Annotated in this window: 15 protein-coding genes and 1 pseudogene; 5 read left to right on the top strand and 11 right to left on the bottom strand. The window is 55.8% G+C overall.

From position 1 onward, the window contains the following. Together ABYV26_RS02545 and ppdK are read right to left on the bottom strand one after the other, a co-directional pair. Window positions 1-1,933 (bottom strand): annotated as a pseudogene (locus ABYV26_RS02545) (hypothetical protein); the annotation flags it as partial. Between the two features lie 52 nt (window positions 1,934-1,985). Next, window positions 1,986-4,706 (bottom strand): pyruvate, phosphate dikinase, encoded by a 2,721-nt coding sequence (gene ppdK / locus ABYV26_RS02550; protein ID WP_372677868.1) that lies wholly within the window; start codon window positions 4,704-4,706, stop codon window positions 1,986-1,988. A gap of 870 nt (window positions 4,707-5,576) precedes the next feature. Here ppdK and htpG point away from each other — a divergent pair. Beyond that, window positions 5,577-7,511 carry a molecular chaperone HtpG gene (gene htpG / locus ABYV26_RS02555; protein WP_372677869.1) on the top strand — a complete coding sequence of 645 codons (1,935 nt, stop codon included), beginning with the start codon at window positions 5,577-5,579 and terminating at the stop codon, window positions 7,509-7,511. Between the two features lie 69 nt (window positions 7,512-7,580). On the opposite strand, the gene ABYV26_RS02560 is transcribed toward htpG, so the two are convergent. Next, window positions 7,581-7,790, bottom strand: a complete 210-nt coding sequence (locus tag ABYV26_RS02560) for a dodecin family protein (RefSeq protein WP_372677871.1) — start codon at window positions 7,788-7,790, stop codon at window positions 7,581-7,583. Between the two features lie 359 nt (window positions 7,791-8,149). Between ABYV26_RS02560 and ABYV26_RS02565 the strand changes: the two genes are divergently transcribed. Continuing rightward, on the top strand, window positions 8,150-9,103 hold the full coding sequence (locus ABYV26_RS02565) for a sensor histidine kinase (protein WP_372677873.1): 954 nt from the start codon (window positions 8,150-8,152) through the stop codon (window positions 9,101-9,103). Between the two features lie 200 nt (window positions 9,104-9,303). Then, on the top strand, window positions 9,304-10,026 hold the full coding sequence (locus tag ABYV26_RS02570) for a response regulator transcription factor (protein WP_372677875.1): 723 nt from the start codon (window positions 9,304-9,306) through the stop codon (window positions 10,024-10,026). A gap of 577 nt (window positions 10,027-10,603) precedes the next feature. Here ABYV26_RS02570 and ABYV26_RS02575 read toward each other — a convergent pair. Continuing rightward, window positions 10,604-11,011: a hypothetical protein gene (locus tag ABYV26_RS02575; RefSeq protein WP_372677877.1), complete on the bottom strand. Its 408-nt coding sequence runs from the start codon at window positions 11,009-11,011 to the stop codon at window positions 10,604-10,606. Between the two features lie 281 nt (window positions 11,012-11,292). Further along, window positions 11,293-11,700 carry a hypothetical protein gene (locus ABYV26_RS02580; protein WP_372677878.1) on the bottom strand — a complete coding sequence of 136 codons (408 nt, stop codon included), beginning with the start codon at window positions 11,698-11,700 and terminating at the stop codon, window positions 11,293-11,295. A gap of 169 nt (window positions 11,701-11,869) precedes the next feature. Here ABYV26_RS02580 and ABYV26_RS02585 point away from each other — a divergent pair, with 169 nt between their 5' ends. Next, window positions 11,870-12,478: a TetR/AcrR family transcriptional regulator gene (locus tag ABYV26_RS02585; protein WP_372677880.1), complete on the top strand. Its 609-nt coding sequence runs from the start codon at window positions 11,870-11,872 to the stop codon at window positions 12,476-12,478. On the opposite strand, the gene ABYV26_RS02590 is transcribed toward ABYV26_RS02585, so the two are convergent. The 5 genes from ABYV26_RS02590 to ABYV26_RS02610 all read right to left on the bottom strand — a co-directional run bounded on the left by ABYV26_RS02590 (window position 12,475) and on the right by ABYV26_RS02610 (window position 19,295). Continuing rightward, entirely contained in the window at window positions 12,475-13,362 is an 888-nt protein-coding gene (locus ABYV26_RS02590; protein ID WP_372677882.1) for a DMT family transporter, read from the bottom strand. The two genes, ABYV26_RS02585 and ABYV26_RS02590, sit on opposite strands and share 4 nt — an antisense overlap. A 30-nt stretch (window positions 13,363-13,392) precedes the next feature. After that, window positions 13,393-15,141 carry a DUF6178 family protein gene (locus ABYV26_RS02595; RefSeq protein WP_372677883.1) on the bottom strand — a complete coding sequence of 583 codons (1,749 nt, stop codon included), beginning with the start codon at window positions 15,139-15,141 and terminating at the stop codon, window positions 13,393-13,395. Window positions 15,142-15,219: 78 nt separating this feature from the next. Next, entirely contained in the window at window positions 15,220-16,440 is a 1,221-nt protein-coding gene (locus tag ABYV26_RS02600; RefSeq protein ID WP_372677885.1) for an AmpG family muropeptide MFS transporter, read from the bottom strand. Between the two features lie 208 nt (window positions 16,441-16,648). Next, the gene (locus ABYV26_RS02605) at window positions 16,649-18,607 is read right to left on the bottom strand and encodes a phosphoenolpyruvate carboxykinase (GTP) (protein ID WP_372677887.1); all 1,959 of its coding nucleotides are present in this window, start codon (window positions 18,605-18,607) and stop codon (window positions 16,649-16,651) included. A 25-nt stretch (window positions 18,608-18,632) separates the two neighbouring features. Further along, window positions 18,633-19,295: an XTP/dITP diphosphatase gene (locus tag ABYV26_RS02610; RefSeq protein ID WP_372677889.1), complete on the bottom strand. Its 663-nt coding sequence runs from the start codon at window positions 19,293-19,295 to the stop codon at window positions 18,633-18,635. A 276-nt stretch (window positions 19,296-19,571) separates the two neighbouring features. On the opposite strand from ABYV26_RS02610, the gene ABYV26_RS02615 reads away from it, so the two are divergent. Beyond that, entirely contained in the window at window positions 19,572-19,736 is a 165-nt protein-coding gene (locus ABYV26_RS02615) for a hypothetical protein (protein ID WP_372677891.1), read from the top strand. Between the two features lie 84 nt (window positions 19,737-19,820). Here ABYV26_RS02615 and ABYV26_RS02620 read toward each other — a convergent pair whose 3' ends face one another. Then, window positions 19,821-21,407, bottom strand: a complete 1,587-nt coding sequence (locus ABYV26_RS02620; protein WP_372677893.1) for a radical SAM protein — start codon at window positions 21,405-21,407, stop codon at window positions 19,821-19,823. Window positions 21,408-21,421: the final 14 nt, after the last annotated feature.

A 21,421-nucleotide genomic window follows, 5' to 3' on the forward strand; every position in this document is an offset into this window, starting at 1 on the left:
ACGCCGGCAGGCCGGGGCCGGTCTGTATCAGGGCGTCGGGGTCCGAGATAAGCCTGGTCTGTATGGGTGTCGACAGCTGCCCGGACAATTGAATCCTCTCCTTGGCCTCGAGGAGTCGTTTACCGACCGAAGCGGATTCTGGCGCGGCAGCTATTCGGGACTCTAATACCTTGCCGGCCCGGATAGCCTCCGGCCGGTAATGGATTTCATCCCTTTCCTGGGCCAATTGGGGATAGATGGCGCTGCGGACCTGCTGCACCATGAAGGGCAGCGTGATGGCCAAGAGCGCAACCACCGTGCCAACTCCCCACAGCTTGACCACTGTTTTAAACCAGCCGTCGGGAAGATATTTCAACAGCGCGGCCACCGCCAGCAGGTGAAGCCACACGTGACGTGGTGCACCCGGCTCGTGGAATGTCAGCACCAGGGTCACCAGGGCCAGCAGACCGGTTGCCCGGCTGCGGATTTGATAGGCACTGACGGCGATGATCAAGACCAGGAAAAAGTCCAGCAGGGTCCAGCGCTGCAGCCAGGCCCCGGGGGGAACATCCACACCGGCGGCGGAAAACAGGGTCCAGCCTGGAGGCAGGTGAAGCAAACCGCGCAGGCTTTTAAAATCGTGGTCCCAGCCGATGGCCGGCACGATCGACGACGTGCGTGCCAGGCGGCTGTCCGCCTCCAGCGACAGCTGTCCGCGGCGCAACTGAACCCCGGGTGAGGGCCGCTCCCCTTGAAGGGTGATCAGCTGGTCCTGCCCATCCACGGCCACCCGGCCCAATTCCATGGGTGCCTCCATAGCCAGGTGCCAGGTTTGGCTCAAGGTGCCGCCCATGCGGTCATGGATCGTAAACCCAGATCCGTCAAAATCCAGCCACCAGGTGCGCACCAGGTCCAACTGGTCCGGCGCCGGATCCGGATCGCCCCTGCGCAGGACCTCGAAGGACAGGGCTGCACCGGGTTTGAGCTGATAGGCGGGAAACCCTTTCCATTCGTCGGGCATCCGGGTCCGCGACGGTTCAAGCGTCGGTGCCCCCAGTACCTTGACCATGCGCAGCCTGTTGAAGGCTTTGAAGGACCATACTTCATCGCCATAAAGACCCTCTCCCGTGGAAAGGGTCTTCACCGGACCTTCCAGACGGACCGTCACCCGGACATCCCAGCGGCCAGGGCGGGCTTGAACCAGCAGGTCACCCGTACCGGTCAGGCGGGCAGGCAGCGGGCTGTCGATCTTCATCGCCGTGGCGCCGTCGGGCAGCAGGGAGGCCAGCCGGATCTCGCGGTGCCGGCCGGAGACTTCGAGCAGGACCCGGGTGATCAGCCGCATGGGGATGTCATCTTCGATCAGCCGGAACAGGGTGGCCGTCATGGTGTCCTCCCGCCGGGCGGCCCCTCCCTTGCCGTGGAGCCGGAGGTGGCCGTCGGCACCACGGTCGGGATCGACGATTTCCCGGCCGTCGACGGTCAAATACAAAATGCCCGTGGAAACCGGAACCTGAAGTACTTCCGGTAGTGCGTTCCAGACAAAAGCGCCTTTGACAGGGTACTCCCCGGGTTCCAGCCAAATGCACGGCCGGCCGTTGCGGCCCACCACGGGGAGGGCCTTGCTGCCGTCGGTGACCGATTCGGGCCAATGGGTCTCGTTCCCCGGAAGGGTCACCCAGGAGGGGGCATATACGGTCACCTGCTGTTCGAACAGACCGCCCAGCATCCCCACATCCACGGTCAACCGCGACGGCCACCAGCAGCGGCGACTGGTCCCGTCGTCAAAGTGAGCCGGGCATTGCTGCTCCGCCTTGTCGTGGAGCACCCATGTCCGCCAGGGTTCCAGAGATGCAGGAATGTCCACTGCATTTTCCGGCGCTGCAGCCACCCTTCCAGTGATAACCAGGCATAAGAAAAACAGGACAACGAGGACCCATCCTGGGCGGTTCATGACACCTCCTGCGTGATAGTGGGTAGGGTTCAAAGGTTCAGGGTTACCATGTTTACTTCTTGTCCAACAAGGCGGCATGGGCCGCCGCCAGCCTGGCGATGGGCACCCGGAAAGGGGAGCAGGAAACATAGGTCAGTCCCAGTTCATGGCACAGGGCGATCGATTTGGGATCCCCGCCGTGCTCGCCGCAGATGCCGCACTCCAGATCCGGCTTCGTGGCCCGGCCCCTTTTCACGGCCATATCGATGAGCGCTCCAACACCGTCCCGATCCAGCGTGGCAAAGGGATTGGCGGGAAGGATGCCGGATTCCATGTATTCGATGAGAAACCCGGTTTCAGCGTCGTCCCGAGAGATGCCGAAGGTGGTCTGGGTCAGGTCATTGGTGCCGAAAGAAAAGAATTCCGCATGCTCGGCGATGCGGTCGGCGGTGATGGCGGCGCGGGGCAGCTCGATCATGGTGCCGAACTTGTAGGCGACCTCCATCCCATGTTCGGTCATGACGGCCCTGGCCTCGGCCTCCAGCACCGAGCGCTGGCGGACCAGCTCGTTGACGTGGCTGGTGAGCGGGATCATCACTTCAGGGTGTACGTCGATGCCCTCTTTCACCACCATGCAGGCCGCTTCGAAGATGGCCCTTACCTGCATGGTGGTCAGTTCCGGAATGTAGATGCCCAGTCGAACCCCTCGCAGGCCCAGCATGGGGTTGGCTTCCCGCAGGCTCTGGGCCCGTTTGCGCAGCTGCTCTTTCTGGCGGATTTCTGCCAGCAGGGTGTCGATGGCGGCCATGTCCGTTGCGTGCTTAAGCCGGATTTTCAGGTCGGCCAACTCGGATACCAGCTCCACCAGGTCCGGCAGAAATTCATGCAGGGGCGGATCGATCAGACGGATGATCACCGGCCGTCCCCGCATGACCCGGAACAGGCCTGCAAAATCCTGTCTCTGAAACGGCAGCAGGGCGGCCAGGGCCTCTTTGCGCTCAACGGGGTAGTCGGTCAAAATCATCCGCTGGAAGTGGGGCAGGCGGTCGGTTTCAAAGAACATGTGCTCGGACCGGCACAGGCCGATGCCCTGGGCGCCATACTCCAGCGCCCGGCTGGCGTCCCGCGGATAGTCGGCGTTGGCCCACACCCCCAGGGTCCTGAATGTATCGGCCCAGGAGAGCAGTTTAATCAGCCAGGGGTCTTTGATGTCCGGTACCATGGTCTCCAACTTGCCCTCATAAACCACGCCGGTCGTTCCATCGATGGAGATCCACTGGCCTTCGTGGATGGTCTGGCTGCCGATGGTCATCAGCCGGTTGGCCAGGTCGATGGTGATCGCCGAGGCGCCCACCACTGCCGGTTTCCCAAACTGTCTGGCCACCAGGGCCGCGTGGCTGGTGCGCCCGCCGCGGCTGGTGAGAATCCCCTGGGCGGCCAACATGCCGTGGACGTCGTCGGGTTTGGTCTCCGGGCGGGCCATGATCACCGACTTTGCATCGTTTTTGGCCCAGGCTTCGGCCATGTCGGCATCGAAGGCCACCTGTCCCACGGCCGCTCCCGGTGAAACGTTGAGTCCCCGGGCCAGAAGCTTGGCCCCGGAGGTGGCTTTGGGGTCGAATTGCGGGTGGAGAAAGAAGTCAACCTGTTCCGGTTTGATCCGCAGTACCGCCGTCTGTCGATCGATCAGTCCATCATCGGCCATCTCCACGGCAATGCGCACCGCTGCCTGGGCCGTCCGTTTGCCGTCACGGGTCTGGAGCATCCACAGCTTGCCTTTTTCGATGGTAAACTCCATGTCCTGCATGTCCCGGTAGTGTTTCTCCAGCAGCTCGGCGATGCGTTCGAATTCGTTGAAGGCTGCGGGCATCTCCTCCTTCAACAGGTAAAGGTCACGGGTCTGGCGGATGCCGGCCACTACATCCTCGCCCTGGGCATTGGTCAGGTAGTCTCCCTCCAGATGGTTTTCCCCGGTTGAACCGTTGCGAGTCATGGCCACCCCGGTGGCGCAGTCGGCGCCCATATTGCCGAATACCATGGTGACGATGCTGACAGCCGTGCCCAGGTGGTGATCGATGCCGGCGGCCGTGCGATAATCCACCGCCCGCTTGCCGTTCCAGCTTTTGAACACCGCCTCGGTTGCCATTTTGAGCTGTTTGAACGGATCCTCCGGAAAATCGTGGGTGGTGTGGCGGCGGTACAAGGCTTTGAACTGCAGCACCACCTGCTGCCAGTCGTCAGCCGACAGTTCGGTATCCTTTTCCACGCCGGCAGCCTTGCGGGCGGCCGTGATGACCGCTTCGAACGGTTCGTCGTCGATCCCCATGACGACACTGCCGAACATCTGGATCAGACGCCGATAGGCATCGTAAACGAATCGTGGATCATCGGTGAGACGGATCATGGCCGCCACTGTCTGGCTGTTGAGGCCGATGTTGAGAACCGTATCCATCATTCCGGGCATGGAAAACTTGGCACCGGACCGGCAGGAGACCAACAGGGGGTTCTCGTCACCGCCAAAGCGCTTTCCCGTTTTGAGTTCAACCGTTTCAAGTGCTGACAAAACTTGGTCCCACATGCCCTTGGGAAAGGTCCCGCCGGTTTTAAGGAAGGCATTGCAGGCTTCGGTGGACACAGTGAAGCCGTGGGGAACAGGCAACCCTATGCGAACCATTTCAGCCAGATTGGCCCCTTTGCCGCCCAGCAGTCCACGAACGGCATCCCCACTCTCGCCCACATGATTTTTTACGGCATCCAGTTCCTCAAAGCCAAACACCCATTTTTTGGTTTTCATTCCCACCTCCATGGATTGCTGATAGGTCAAGCTGTTTTCCGGTTGACATAGACATGGCGACCGGCAACACCTGTCGATACAAGCGGTTCTCAACCACCGCGGCTGGGAGTCAATAAATGACGGCAACGATTCTTTTTAACAGTGAGCGACGAAGAGATGGTAGCAATCCACCGTTGTTAAGCGGATCACGTCATGAGTTGGAATTAATTTTAACTGGTTGGTTGGAAATTTGCAATTTTATTCCAAGGGCCAAAAAAGGAAACGGTTAATCGGGATGAAGCCGATTAACCGTTAAGGAGGAGAACAGATGAAAATTATTAGGTTGACTTATGACATAAGCAAACATCTTGCCAATTCCGGTTGCAAGAGCTGAAAAATATCAGAATAGCGTTAAAATACAATAATTTTAAATACCTGTAGTATCCGCTGCTGCGGATTCCGCCGGTATCATTGAGAGAGCAAGTGCCGGATCATGAGGCGAAAGTTCAAAATAATAAACCCTTTTCAAGCATGTCAGGGTATAACCTACCTATATGAATAGATGAAACGATTTTTTCTGAAAAGTTCAAGATTTTGAACCCGGGTCTGGGAATCCTGTAGTTTATTAATAACATATTAAAATATATGGATTATTGTGCGTCTCATTTTTTGAACCACACCGTTTGACGCCATGACCCATTCACTGGAACTGTTCGGCCTGGCATGGAAACGATCTGGGGCGGGCGGCGGGGAACCGGCTGGTGTTTATCATTTAAACCGGTTTTCCTGCCTTGACAAACGGCAAATCGCGCCCATAGTTGTTCATCGTCGATCGTCGAACTAATTATAACCATTGATAAAAACTTGATGAAGAAGCATGCAGGAGAGCCAATGGAAGCCAAGCAGGAAACCCATCCGTTTAAAACCGAAGTGCAGCAGATTCTCAACCTGATTATCAACTCCCTCTATTCCAACAAGGACATTTTTCTGCGGGAATTGATATCCAATGCATCGGATGCCATCGACAAGGTGCGATACAAGGCCGAAACCGAACCGGGCATCCTGGGTGAAGACAACGAATTCAAGATTCAGCTGAAACCCGATGCCATCAAGCAGACCTTCGAAATTTCGGACAACGGCATCGGCATGACCTATGATGAAGTCATGGACAATATCGGCACCATCGCCAAGAGCGGCACCGCTAGTTTTTTGGAGGCGCTGGAGCATGCCAAAGGGCAGGAGACACTGATACCGGAATTGATCGGGCAGTTCGGCGTGGGGTTTTACAGCGCCTTCATGGTGGCCGATAAAATCACCCTGGTGACCCGGTCTGCCGGTGCGGATGCGAACAAGGCCGTCAAATGGGTCTCATCCGGAGACGGATCCTACACCATTGAAGAGACCGAGAAAGCCTCCCGGGGGACCACCATCACCCTGGCGCTGAAAAAAAAGCAGACGGACGAGAAGGATTTTACCGACCAGTGGACCATCCGCAGCATTGTCAAGCAGCATTCCGATTTCGTGGGCTACCCGATCACCATGGAGGTCGAGCGCGACGAACCGCTGCCCGATGAAGAGGTGATCAAGGACAAGGACGGCAAACCCATCGGCGCCACCACCCGCAGGGTGATGCGTGAAGAGACGCTTAATTCCATGAAGGCCATCTGGGCCCGCAATTCCAGCGAGGTCAAGGACGAAGAATACGAAGAGTTCTACAAGCATTTGAGCCACGATTGGAACCCGCCCATGGAGCGGCTCCATCTCAAGTTCGAAGGGACCACCGAATACGATACCCTGCTCTATATTCCATCCAAAGCCCCCTTCGACCTGTTCACACCGGAACGCCGCCACGGCATCCACCTTTATTCCAAGCGAGTGTTCATCATGGACGACTGCAAGGAACTGATGCCGGAATATTTTCGATTCGTCAAAGGCGTGGTGGATGCATCCGACCTGAACCTGAACGTCAGCCGCGAAATCCTGCAGCAGGACCGGCTGGTGCTGAATATCCGCAAGAATTTAGTCAAAAAACTGTTCGATCTGTTGGGCAAAATGGATGTGGAGAAATACAACCAGTTTTACGATGAGTTCGGCGCCGTGCTGAAGGAGGGGATTCACACCGACCCGGCCAGCAAGGACAAAATCACCACCCTGATCCGTTTCAAGACCACTAAATCCGAAGACACCTGGGTATCGCTGGATGATTACGTGAAAAATATGAAGGCCGACCAGAAGGAGATTTTTTACATCACCGGCGACAAGCTTTCTGCCCTGGTCAACAGCCCCCATCTTGAACGGCTGAAAGAGAAGGATTTTGAAGTGCTGTTGATGACCGACCCGGTAGATGAGTGGGTGGTGCAGTCTTTGACCGAGTATGACGGCAAGCCGTTGAAAAGCGCCGAAAAAGGCGACCTGGATCTGGACACGGTGGATGAGGCCAAAAAGGAAGCATACCATGCGCTGTTCGGTTTTATCAAAGGACACCTGGAGAACAAAATCAAAGAGGTCAAACCCTCATCGCGACTCAAAGATTCGGTATCCTGCCTCTCCGGTGACACCTGGGACATGAGTGCCTATATGGAAAAACTGCTCAAGGCATCCGGGCAAAAACCAAACGAAGTCAAGCGAGTCCTTGAACTGAACATGGATCACCCGGTGGTGGAAAAGATCAAGACCCTTTTCGAGAACGACCGTGACAATCCCGAATTGAAAGACTACAGTCAGCTATTGCTCGACATGGCCGTGGTCAGCGAAGGCGGAAAACTCGACAACCCCGCTCACTTTTCTAAGATGGTGGGGGAACTGATGTCACGGGCAATGGGGTAACCAAAAAAACAAAACCAGGCTGCCCGCTAAGGGCAGCCTGGCCGTCTGATTGCCAACCTTTTCTATCGATTACGTGGCATATTTGAAAGAGAGCTTCACCCGGGAGCGAAAAGCGGTGACCTTGCCCCCTTCCACTTTCATGTCCAGCTTCGTAATTTCCGCCACCCGCAGATCCTTTAATGACTTGGAAGCGGTTTCGACTGCATTTTTCGCCGCTTCCTCCCAGGAAGCGGTGCTGGTTCCTACCAGTTCAATGACTTTGTAGACACTCTCGCTCATGATTTCCCCCTTTTTGGTTTCCGGTTAGTAAAGATAAAAACCCGCTGAAGCGACACGACGATTTCAACGGATGATCCCATATCCGTAAGAATAATAAAGGCAGCAGCAGCCCAACAGGCAGCACGATTCGTTGGCGACGGAACATTCGCCATCGATGCGCAGGCACAATGAATCAGGAAGGAAACGTACGAGTATAACTTAATATGGGTATGCCGGCCGGTCAAGGAAATTTACTGTTGCGCAGTTGCCGCCGCATTGAAATGTGCATCGAAAACCGGTAATATTGCTTATCGGCCGTCGACAGCATGGTTCAGGCAGCCGTCATCGCGTCAGCATAGGCAAAGGACCCATAACAACCCATGAAGCAGGTGAAGTGGCTTTTCCATCCCATATTGGTGTTTATCTTCTCCGTCACCGCCCTGGTGGTTTCGCTTTTTCTTTACATTTACTGGTATATTGAAGTCAGCAGCGGCCTTCGGTCGGCCATGGTGCGCTTCAACGTCGAGCAGGATCAGGTGTTTGCCGCCGACACATGGGTGGTGATTCTCGTCCTTAGCATACTGATTGGCACAATATTGCTTGGCATCTTCATCATTTTCGTATTCAGCCAGAAAACCACGCAATTGTACCGGATGCAGAACAATTTTATCAACAACTTCACCCATGAACTTAAAACGCCGGTGACTTCCCTTCAGCTGTATCTGCAGACCTTTTCAAGATACGAACTGTCGCGGGAGGATCAGCTAAAATACATCCAGTATATGCTCATCGACGTGGACCATCTGACCCAAAACATCAACCGTATGCTGAACCTGGCCAAGCTGGAAAGCAAGAGCTATATGGGCGAGTTCGTCGTATGCGACCTGGTCAAGACGGTGAACCAGTTCCTCGAAGAAAACGCCCACCTGTTCAAAGCGTGCCGGATTGCCGTCCACGGCCCGGACGCCACGACCGTGTACCAGCGGATCAACCGACATCTGTTCGAGATGCTATTGATGAACATCCTGACCAATGCCGTCAAATACAATACTGAAAAAATGCCGCGAGTTGACATCTCCATCCAACCCGCGCGCCGACGGACGCACATCCGGTTTACAGACAACGGCATTGGTTTCGACCGAAAAGAGATGAAAAAGATTTTCCGCAAGTTTTACCAGATCGGCCGATCGGACGATATGACGGCCAAGGGAAGCGGGTTGGGTCTGCACCTGGTGCAAAACATCGCCCGTCTCCACAAGGGAAAGGTGCTGGCCGAAAGCCAGGGGCGGGGAAAAGGATCGACGTTCACCCTGATTTTGCCGGCCCTGGAATAGGGCTCATCCACAAACGGCATCTTTCGGCCCAGGCCAGCGTTCTCGTATTTTTTGAATCCTCGACGTAGCGATGCTACGCCTGCGGTTTAAAAAGTGCTGCGGCCTTGGTCTGAACCAAAAGCCACCATTGGCGAATAGGCACTGAATAAACGTTAATACCCTGCAATATAAGCTAGATGGATGATACAGGAGCAGCCGTTATGGAAACCCATAAAAAGCGTATTCTCATCATCGAAGATGATCGGCATATCGCCGAAGGCATTCAATTGAACCTGACCCTTCAGGGGTACGAGGTGGCAATCGCTTATGACGGCGTGGCCGGCCTGAATCAATGGAAGGCGATTGGACCTGATTTAGTGATTCTGGACATCATGCTGCCGGGCATAGACGGTCTCTCCATTCTTCAGAGCATTCGGCTGGAAGATGAGCGGCTGCCCATCCTGATTCTCTCGGCCAAGGGAGATCCGGATGACCGCATCAAGGGGCTTGCCTTCGGGGTGGACGATTACCTGGCCAAACCCTTTAACCTGGAGGAACTGCTTCTTCGCGTCGAACGTCTGCTCAAACGCGGCGGCTGGAATCAGGAAAACGGTGGTTTGGCCCACCCATCCTATGACACCTATGCGTTTGGCGACAATCGCATTGATTTTAACACCCATACCGCGCGCTGCCGCCTGGGCGAGATCTCCTTGACTGAACAGGAATCCAAGGTCCTCAAATTGTTTATCGCCAATCGTGGCAAGCCGCTTTCTAGGGAAAAACTGTTGCAGATCGGTTGGGGGTATTCCCGGAAAACCACTACTCGCACGGTGGACAACTTCATCGTCCGGTTCCGCAAATATTTTGAACCCGATCCCAGAAACCCAGTCTATTTTAAGAGTCTTCGATCCATCGGCTATCTTTTCGATTGCGATCCCGATTGACCTGCCAGTCAAACCGGCACGATTTAACCGCAGGCTTAATTGGTTTGGTTCGCTTATCCGGATCGATCGCAATAACGGTCAGATCATTGACCCGGCAGCCCTTCACGCCGCCTTGGATATTAAGAACTTTTTTTCTTAGTGGAAAAAAAGTTTCCTATTTTAATGGTTCATTAATTACACAATATTGTGGTCGCTTCCATTGTAGAAGGCGACAACTATCTGAAATAAATATTGGTTGTCATTGATTTGAGAATGTAGCGCGATTCTTGCATGATAAATAATACCAGACTATTGCGCACGTCCTTCTCTCACTTGCCGCGAACGGCGCCTTTTCAATGATATCGGGGGAGGATCATCCTAACTCCACTGCAATCTGAGGCTAACTGAAACCAGATGAAAACAACGGCGCTACAAGACAACGGCGGAAGGCGCTCCGGGGTAGACCGGCGGCAGTTTACCTACGCCGTTCATATACCTGAACGCCGCAGCGGAAAAGACCGGCGCGTCAGTTGGGAACGTCGACGGCCTCGACAAGATACCCGTTTGGTTCATCCAACGGCGCCTTCCTGAGATATTCTTAGTCCTGTAACGCCGCCAAGTGGTTCAATCTGAAGAGACCTGTCCCCTCGACCATCTTTTTTAAGGCGATGAATTCATCCATGGGCATTTCGCCCGTGCCGATATTGACCATCGGAACCGCTTTCACCGCAAGCCTTGAATCGACGCTGGCGTGCCTGCCGGCTACTTTGTCGCGAAGGGATTCGAAGTCTGTTCGAGTCATTTCCACCATGCCGTATCGCTCCGGCCGAACCAGCGGTGTCGGACGCACCGGCACGATATCCGTCTGCCGCCCATCGACCATCGCTTTCAAAGCGATATATTCGGATTGCTCCATCTGCCCCGTCCCGATGTTCACCATCTCTGCCGACGTCGGCTTGACTGCCACTACCGCCATGATCACAAATGCCAAGGTTAATTTTTTCATGGTGTGCTCCTTTTGGGTTTGTTAAAACATGAATATGACGTAAAGTTCATTTTTCAAGTCAACGTTAGGGCCGGCCGTTGGTTTTGTCAAGTTAAAAAATGAACTTTAATTCATATTTTTGGTGTGTGCTGAACTGCGGCTGGGCGGGTTTGGCGGGACACTGCCAGTCCGACGGTTGAATTAAAAAAGCCCGAGGCACACGAGGATCGTGTTGCCGCAGGCCTTAATCCGTAGGACTGAATCGGTATCGCGGCGCAAGCCGCGATACCAAGGATCTGCACTTACGGGCAGATGAAGGTAAAACCGCTGTTGGTCTTGGTAGCCGTGTTACTGGCCACCAGTTTGTTCAGATCGCAAAACTCGTTGGTCGCCATCGCCCCGGTTCCTATATCCACCATGCCGTTATTGGCTATGGATTCAGTCGCATTCCGCTGGACCTCACCGGTTGCCATCGCCTGGCGGATGGCATCCACATCTTTCTGGTTGAATTCAGCAACGCGTATGTCCCGTTGGACTTCCGTGGTTACTGTACCAGACGGCTGATAGTTGCCGCTGACCATCTGCCTCAGGGTTTCGAACTCCGCCTGATCCATTCTACCCAACCCGATATCCACGCTTCCCGCCATGGCCACACCTGCCGTCATCATCGTTGCCAGTATCACAGCCATTATTTTAAATGATGTTATCATCGTAACCCTCCATTTGGTTAACACGATCAGTTGAACGACTTTGCTCTCATTTAAAAGATCAGTCCGATCTGCGTTATGTCAACATGAACATAAACATTTTTTCGCTTTTATTGACCGCGTGACTGGAATTGGATATGAAATAACGCAAAAAAAAAAGAGAGGGGTCGGAATGAGAGAAATCGAACAAAAGACCAGAATACCCCAGCAAAAACGGAGTATCGAAACCAAACATCGCCTTCTTGTGGCGGCAAAAGATCAGTTTGCGAAAAACGGTTTCCACGGCACCAATGCCAAGGAAATTGCCGCCTCGGCCGGCGTCTCCGTGGGCAGCTTCTATTCCTATTTCAAGGACAAGAAAGAGCTGTTCATGGAGATTTTCAGGCAACACATCGAAGAAAAGATTGTACGGATCTTGGGCGAACACCAGTTCGATCCCAATCACCGCAAAGAGGGAGTCTATCGTCTGATCAAAGCCATGTTGGAAGCACACGAGCCCTATCCCCAATTCCACCGGGAAGTGCTGGCCATGCGCTACGCCGACCCTGAAGTCGAAGCCGTGTTTAATGAAATGGATCAGCAAAGCCTGGGGCACGTCGAGCGATTCATCGAACAATTTCGTGACAATTTGAGAATAACGGACATTAAGACTGCCGCGCATGTCGTATCCGCCGCCGTAGAAGAGATCATCTGCTCGATCACTATCTTCGGTGACCGTCAGGATGCCGATCGGCTCATTGACGGCCTGGCGGATATGATTCACCGCTACCTGTTCGACTAAACGGCGGTGGCGGCCAGCAGTGCACCGGACACCGCCATCACAATGGCGATCATCCGTGGCAGGGTTACCGGCTCCTTCAGGAAAACAGCGGCCAGAACAAAGGTGAAAATAGTGGAGAGTTGATTCAGGATGGCCGCCACGGAAACCAGCGTATACTTAAATCCTGCCAGCCATGCCAGCATGGCCAGATAATTGCCCACAATGGATGCCGGCAGAACGATTTTCCACGCCGAGGAGGGTAACAGCGCCCCTAAGATCACCCGTCTTTCGGGATGGATCACCGCAACGACGATCAGGCCGGCCACGCCGGCGAGGAGCCTGACGAAGCTTGCCCACAAGACGCTGGTCTCCTCCAGCAGCGGTTTTACCATGACGACGCTTCCCGCAATCATAACCACTGCCAGGATGCCGAAGACAAGCCCTGTCCAAAAATCATCCCGCGACATGACTGACGAAGAACCGGAACAGGCATCCGCACCGATGGCTGCAATTACCAGGAGAGCGCCTATTATTCCTTTGAGCCCAATGGCTTCGTTTAGAAAAAGCGTGGACATGAGGATAATGCAAGGCAGGTAAAGGCAGTCCACCACGGCCCATCGGCTGGCACCGAGTCGCTTGAGGGCCATGAAAAAAAAAGTGTCGGCCAAGGTGATGCCCAAAATGCCTGAAATGCAGAAAAGCAGCCAGTCCGTGGAGGGTCGGACCGGGAACAGCGGTTCGCCGGCAAACCAGAGGGTCGGCACCAGCAACACCAGCGTGACCACACCCTTGAACAAGTTCAAGGCCATGGGGGAGAAGGTGTCACCGCTTTTTTTGAACATGATGACGGCGGCCGCCCAGAATAAAGCGGCTCCCGTCGAGCAGAGTATGCCGATCACCTGCATTGAAGGACCTGTCGGTGAATGGGAGGAGGATCAGTGCTTGAGCAGAAACAGATCCACATGTCGTGGATCTAAATTGCCTGCTTCCACAGGCGCCAGTTCACGTTCAATCTCATCAAAGAGCGCCTCGAATACGTTGCCCAGGCGATCCGAAAGCGCCTCGGGAGACTGGCCCGATGCCATCGCGGCCCAATGGAGGAACGCGGCCTTATTCTCGTTGCCGATGATGCGTTGACCCGCCTGGTCCGTCCAAAGCCCAGTATAGAATGCCTTGAAGGATGAAAGCGAGACGGCGATGGTCGAGGTGACCGGATCGACCGGTGGCGCTTTTATCGACGCCCTGACCCACAGGGTGAGCAAAAGGTTCTTGAAGGTCAGACGCCGGATCCCCGCATCCGCTGCGATGGTAACCGCCATCTGCTCGAGCAGCTGATCCAGAGCAATCACCTGGTCCAAGCCCCGAGCGGTCCCTTCGATCTCTTCCCGGGTCAGAAAATCGCGGTACATCGAACCGGCTGTGGATGGATCGTAAAACTGTGGTCGATCGATCAGCAATCCGCCCAGTAACCCCAGCCACCACTCGTCCCAGAAGGTGAGGTCCACCGGCTGTGATTGGCACCAGCTATCGCTGCGCCAGCGCGTGGCCTGCCATTTGAGCTGCAAGGCGCTACCGAAGCCTTCCCTGAAAATATCTGCCAGCAAATGGCGTTGTAAAAATGCGGATGCCATGGATTCCTGTTTGCTGGCCGTGCTTGGGGTCATGCGTTCAAGCCCGATGCTCAGGTACCCGCTGACCTTGGAAACCACCGATTTCAATTGGTCGCGGTTGCGAATGACCGCCTGGTCAGCCGATATGACCTGGTTGCACAGGCTGGCCAGTTCTCCCTGCAGCTGCTGGATCACGTGAACGTCCCGAATCCCCTTCAATGCACGAACGAAGAGATTGTCTCCATCGAGGAACGTGGCGGCAAACTGGGGGACCGGAAAACGGGGGTCATCCGGGGATGGCGGCCGAAGGGCTTTTTTCCCCCTGGCCGATAGATCGCCGGGCCGCAATGGCTGATAGACGCCGACCGCCTCGTGAAAGGGCAAAAACCCCTTTTCGGCCAGACGCACGTTGCGCAGCCGGAACAGCTCCTCCTCGATCTCGACGGGGATCAGGCTCACCGATTCCAACAACAGGCCCTGATAGCGGGGATGATCAAACGCGGAAATACGGCGCAGCAACAGGCGCAACATCTCATCGCGCCGGGTCTTGGCGGCGCTGCTCTCGGGCGTGGCCGTGGGATAGTCCACGAAGCGTACGTAGAAGGTGTCGTCATCCGAAAAAAAACCATCCTCCAAATCCGATGAAAACTGATCGGATTCCCTGACCCGCAGCTCGATATTTCTGAACAGATACAATTCCAGGAACTCCAGCCGTTCATCGAAACACCATTTGACCAGCCGGTCCGGATCCGCACGAAGCAGCAACTGCAGCCAGGTGGTGGCCAGCGGGTAGTTCAGCTGATCTTTTTTCCAGACCTCCATATCCAGCATAAATTCCCACTGACGGTTGGAGGCCAGGCCAACCAGGGGAAGGGCGTTGTCCAGACCGAGGTCATGGATCAAAAAATGCAGATCCTCTTCCGGAAACGAGTGGACCAAGGCTGCCGGCTGCGGGTGGTCGAGAATAGCGGCCATCGCCTGTTCGGCCGGCATTGACAGCATGTGCTGCCGTGTCTCGGCCAGCTGCCGGATTCGATCGGAATGGCTGAGGGTGGGCATTTTCGTCTGTGTCACGGGACGTCTCTCCTTCTGTATGAAAGCACGGCCCTACCATAATCAGAAAATTTATAAAAACAAGGATTTTAGCTGGGATTAGTCACGGCCTTGGTCAGTTATCCGCCAGATCAGAAGCAGGCCGGGAAGGGCAATCAAGGTGCAGAATATGAAAAACCCCTGCCATCCCATGTGCGCGGCCATAAAGCCGGTGGGGGCCGAGGCGAGCACCCGAGGGATGCCCATCAAACTGGTCAACAGAGCATACTGGGTGGCTGTGAACCGCTTGTCTGTAATGCTGGCCATGTATGCCGCATAGGCGGATGTGCCCATTCCCCCGCTCAGGTTTTCGAAAGCGATAACCGCTGACAGCGCCGTCAAGCTTGGACCGATAACCGCCAGCAGGACAAATCCGGCGGTGGAGAAGGCCTGAAGGATACCGAAAATCCATAGACTGCGAAGGATACCCAGCCGGATCATGGCGATACCACCGAAAATCGTGCCGCCGACCGTGGCCCAGAAACCGAACAGCTTGACCACGGCACCGATCTGGGTCTTTGAGAAACCCAAGTCCAGGTAAAATGGCGTGGTCATGGCCGCAGCCATCGTGTCACCAATTTTGTACATCAGGATAAAAGCCAGAATCCACCAGGCATTTGCCCGGCTGAAATACTCCATCAGCGGATCCACCACGGCGGCCTTGAGCGTGACGGGAAATGACGCGACGTGGGGCTCAGGTGTCAGTAATGTCGTGATTACCCCCGGCAGCACGCACAAGGCCATGATCAGGTACACCCTGGAAAAGGGCATGTGGTCCGCCAGGATCAGCCCGCCGCCGGACGCCAGCAGCATGCCGACCCGATAGCCGTTGATGTAAAGCGATGAGCCCAAACCCAGTTCACGGTCGGGCAGGTCCTCCCGGCGATAGGCATCCACCACGATGTCCTGGGATGCGCTGAAAAAGGCCACGGCCAGAGCGGCTGCGGCCAGCAGTTCGGGGTGGGCGACCGGGTTGCAGAAACCCAGCCAGACCAAGGCCGCCATCAGAGACAACTGAGATGCCAGCAGCCATCCCCGCCGCCTGCCCATCAGCGGCAGGGTGTAGCGGTCGAACAGGGGCGCCCAGCAAAATTTCAAGGCGTAGGGCAAGCCGACCAGGGTCATCAATCCGATGGTGGTCAGGTCCACGCCCGACTCGGTCATCCACGCCTGGAGCACGGACAGGGTGAGCAGCAATGGCAGCCCGCAGGTAAAGCCCATCACCAGGGCTACCAGCATGCGGCGGTTGAATAGACTGGAAGCAAGCGATTGAGGATTCATGGAGGCCCGCCGATTCCGGTGTCATGTAAAAAGGCGGCAGAGAAGCTCTCTGTCGCCTTTGATTTAGTTCAAAACGTTGCGCGTATTCAACCCTATTCCTGGGAGTGCTTTATGTGGCTGATAAAGCTCAGAATAATATTGAACCCCAAGCATCCAATGATCAGGTAATAGAGAAACGCCAGATCCTTGTGTTCGATCTTCAAATTTATTATTCCAATAACTGCTCTGGTGTGACGATGGGACCGAATTTTGTCTTCAGGGCAATCAGTCCGTCACGCTGCTCCCGAAGGACGTCGAAGAGCAGCGCGGGAATGTTTTCCTCCTTGCCGTAGGCCGTTGTCTGAAGGTCGTTTCTGGCCAGGATGTTGTCCACATAAAGGGAGAACTGTCGGTCGTAGAGATCCTTGGGATAGGGCTTATCGATCAGGGTTTCAAAAAGCGCCTTCAAGTCTTCATAGCGCGGTATGAACCCGATGGGTGTTTCGATGGCGTCCACATCGCCGTGGGTCCGGCGCTCCAGCCATCCCAGCCAGGCCTTGACGTCCTTTTTCTCCCCCAGCAGTTTTTTGCCGCTGCCGCCACGGGCCTCGTGGGTCAGAAAATAGTTCAGCCCAGCCAGAATCGGCCTTTTATTGTCGTCAATGGCGGGGCTTCCGAAAAAGTCGAACTGAGCCTTCATGTAGTCCCCCAATGCTCCTGGAATGAAGGGCGCATTGGCCCACGGCGCCCGCTTGACACCGGTGGCACCCACTTCCGTGGCTGTGGCTGCCGAGACGATGCAGGCACCGATCACCACGCCGTGGTTGGAATTTTTTGCTGCCCACACGGGCGGCATGGTGTCACTGTCCCGGCCGCTGTAGGTAATCACCCTAGTTTCCACCCCCTCCGGCGCTTCGGCTTGGGCCGAGTAGTTGGCCAGAACCGATGAGGAGATGGTGCATCGTGCGTTGGGATGGGAGATGGGGATCTCTTTGCCGCCGGCATCCGTCAGCCCTTTTCTCCAGGGTCCTTGAAAGTTTCGCCCCCGGGTGGGTTGGCCCTCGCCGTTGCCGGTCCAGTGAGGAACGCCGTTTTCATCGATGAGCACGTTGGACCAGATCACTTCGGAGCCGGGTTTTCTCAACAGGTCCATCAGCATCGGGTCGCCCTCACCGTTCACATCTTCCACAATGCCGAAGATGCCGCATTCCGGGTTGATGGAGCGCACACTGCCGCCGTCGTCGATCCACATCTGGGCCAGATCGTCGCCCACAAAATGGTTGCCGGCCATTGCCGTGGTGGTTTTGCCGCAGCCAGATGGTGCGGCACCGGCGACCCAGGTCACCCGTCCCCCGGGACCTTCGATTCCGGTGATGAACATGTGCTCGGCCAGTTCTCTGCCGTTGCCTTCATAGACTGCCTTGTCCACCGAAAAGCGGTGGTTGCCCTTTTTCAGCAGCAGGGTATTGCCTGCGTAGGTGCAGTTGAACGCATAGGTGGTCCGGTTGCTCCGGTCCATGAATACCCTTGCATTGGGCAGATCTTCAGGGCGGTTGAGGCCCTCGCTGTGGATGTTGGTGTAAAAATGGCCCAACCGCTCAACTTCCTGTTCAAAATCCGCAAAAGCGTTGCGGTAGAGGATTTCGGCACTGTGGCAGACGTATGCGGAACTGGTGATTTCGATTGCGGGGTTGGAGGCTGCCGCGCCCACGGGACCGCGAATGTACAGCCCCACCACCATGGTGACACCGCTCATGATGCCGGCCATCTTTTCGCGAACTTCGACGATGGCATCATCCCTTAATTTCTTGCTGGCCAGGCTGCTGATCTTCTCATCTGAATTGGCGATGTAAAAGGTCCGGTCGATGATGCGGCCCTGCTCCTCTTTGAGATCGAAATGGATGGTATGCCCGTCCATGGCCAGAACCGCCTCTTCACCCTTGTTTAGGGCAAGCTGCCGGATAAACTGCCTGTCCGCTTCGGATCCGGTGTTGACGAAAACCCGGGCGGGATCGCACATGGCGATGGCGTTGGCAATTTTAATCAGGATGTCCGGGCGGCTCAACGTCCGCATGCGCGACAGTTGATCCGCGTCCAGCCGTTTTTCAAACAGGGCCTGAGCCTGTTCGATGTTTTGGATTCCCCCCAACTCCTGGGCAATGTCGATTCCCTCATTTTTTTTCAACATGGAAGTTACCCCTTTTCGACAGTATTCAAATATCACCCCGTTGACCTTGGCAGCCGATAATTTCCGGCTCCGGCATGTGCCGGTCGATCCATTTCATCACCTTGTCAAACTCATCCCGAACCCCCTGCAGCGCCTTGCCTCGGTGGCTGACCCGGCTTTTTTCGGCCATGGTCAATTGGGCGAAGGTTTTGTTCAACGGCGGATAGAAGAAAACCGGATCGTAGCCGAACCCGCTGGTGCCGGCCGGCGTATGCGTGATGATGCCTTCGCAGCGGCCTTCATAGGTCAGCGCCGGTCCGGCAGGCACGGCGATGGAGATCACGCATTCAAACGCCGCCGATCGGTTGGTCTCGTTTCCCAGTTCGACCAGCAGCTTTTCTCCGCGCTCGGCATCGGTGGCATCGGGGCCGGCCCAACGGGCGCTGTGGACACCCGGTGCACCGTTCAGCGCCTCTACCATCAGCCCCGAGTCGTCGGAGAGCGCCGGATAGCCCAGGATCCTGGCAGTAAAGCTGGCTTTTTTGTAGGCGTTCTCATCAAAGGTGTCGCCGTCTTCAACCACTTCCGGGATCGGACCGAAATCATCCAGGTCTTTAATGGTAACCGGAAAGGCGTTGAGCAGATCCCGGATTTCAGCGGTCTTGCCCCTGTTGCGGGTCGCAATGACAAGTATCCTATTTCTCTTCATAATTCCTTTTTCCTGGGGGGAAGAAACTTAGCTGAAGTAACATAAAACCGGGTAAACTTCCAGCAATAATAGATCTATTCAAAAAGTGGCCATAATTTTGATGCGACCCTATGACAACTCGCCAATCGATGATTAGTTTATCGTTGTAATCACCGGAGTCAACCCATCCGTTTCCGAAGGTGGTGCCCGCTTACAGACTATCGGGTGGCCCGGAAATACCCAAACAATCATGCACCCCTACCTTGGAGGTGCCCTGTCCATCGAGGAGGTTGCACCATGTCCGAAAAGAAATCAGATGCTCGAAAATCAGAAAGAAAAAAGCAGAAGCACAGCAGTGATCGGTCCGTTGCCGACAACTGCGGCTGTTTTCATGTGGTCGATGCCTGTGGTTGCCGGGTGGTCGACCCCTGCGGCTGTTATGTCAGTCAGTGCTGTTGCTGAGCGGCGGTTTTCGTTAATCACGGTTCAAGAAAAAATCGCGGGGGTCTGTCTATTGGACAGGCCCCCGTTTTCATGGAATCAGGCTTACAGATAGTCCACCCAGGACCAGTGAATCCATCCATTCTCCGCGTTTCGGGTCAGATAACGCTGACCGAAGGCAAATTCGATAGCTGCCCGAATTCGTGCCGGCGGGTGATCCAGTTCACCAGAAAGGCGCTGGATCAGTTTCATTGTGGGGGTTTCATCCGCATCGTCTGATGTCTCCGCCGGCCAGTTGCCCTTTTCTTCAATCAGCCGCTTCATCATCATATCGTAAATCACCACCGTGTGCTCCAATCGGACCAGGGGCCAGATCGTTTCGTCGGTGGCCCGCCCGTCTTCTCGGATTCGGGCGAGTTCTCCCAGCCACCGGTCGAACTGCCGCTCACCATCGATCACGACGGCGTCCATGGTTTCCGACCGAACGCCGGCCGTACGAATGACGGCGCGATTGGCATGGTACCGCCGCCAATCGTCGGACTCGATCTGCAGATCGTATTCATCGACACGCTCGCGAACGTCGGTGCCTGGGAAGGGGGCCAGAATGTGGAAGCCGTGGCTGACGCCCATGTCCTTGAGACGCTCACCGAATGCCAGGGTCTGCGCCAGGGTCGTCTCAGTTTCACCCGGCAGTCCCAGGATGAATGACGCGTGGGGATCGATGCCGCAATCCCGGCACAGCTGCATCGCATGCACGACCTGCTCCAGGGTGATCCCCTTTTTAATTCGCCTGAGCATATCGGGACTGCCGGACTCCACCCCGAAGCTGATCGTGGTGCATCCGGCCTGGTGCATCTTTTCCAAAATCCTGCGCGAGACCGTGTCCACCCGGGCAAAGGAGGTCCACTTGACCTTCAGCCCGCGGTTCAATATTTCGTTGCATACCGCCAGGCAGTGGTCCGGGTTGGCCGTGAACAGGTCGTCGGCCAGATTGATCTGGTGAAATTCCATGGCGCACAGTGCCTGCATTTCGTCCACCACGCGCACGGGATCGCGATAGCGGACCCGTGCGCCCACCATCTTGCGCCCCACGCAGAAAATGCACTTGAACGGACATCCGCGGCTGGTGGTCATGCTGACCGGCATGCCCAGCGCCCGGTATCGACCCAACGGGATCAGGTGACGGGCCGGCGGGGCCAGTTCGTCCAGCTCCGCCAGTGGCACTGCGGCAGTCTTGACGATCCGGTTGCCGTCGCGAAAAACGATCCCTGCGGTTTTTTCCCAAGGCGCATCGGTCCCTAAGGCGTGGGCCAGGGCCACAAGGGTGTTTTCTCCCTCACCGCACACCACCACATCCACCTGGTCGCATGACTGCAGAATTTCTGTTGCACAGAAGGTGGCGTGGGGACCTCCGATTACCGTGGTGAGGGATGGATTCAGCGCTTTGACCGCGTCCAGCACACCAAGGGCATGGTCGACGGTCATGGTCACTGCTGTGGCACCGACCAGATCCGGTTTGAAATCCTTCAGCACAGATGCCAGATAACCCTTGTCATAGGGAAACACGACGCAATCCAGGAGCCTGACCGGGTTCCCGGCCCGCTCCAATGCCCCGGCCAGGAAAGCCAGGCCCAGGGGTGGAGACGGGGTTTCGGAAATCGGGTAAAAGGGGTTGATCAGCAGAACGCGCAAAGTCGACGGTCCTT

It is taken from the genome of Desulfosarcina sp., assembly GCF_041551955.1.
Lineage (GTDB): Bacteria > Desulfobacterota > Desulfobacteria > Desulfobacterales > Desulfosarcinaceae > Desulfosarcina.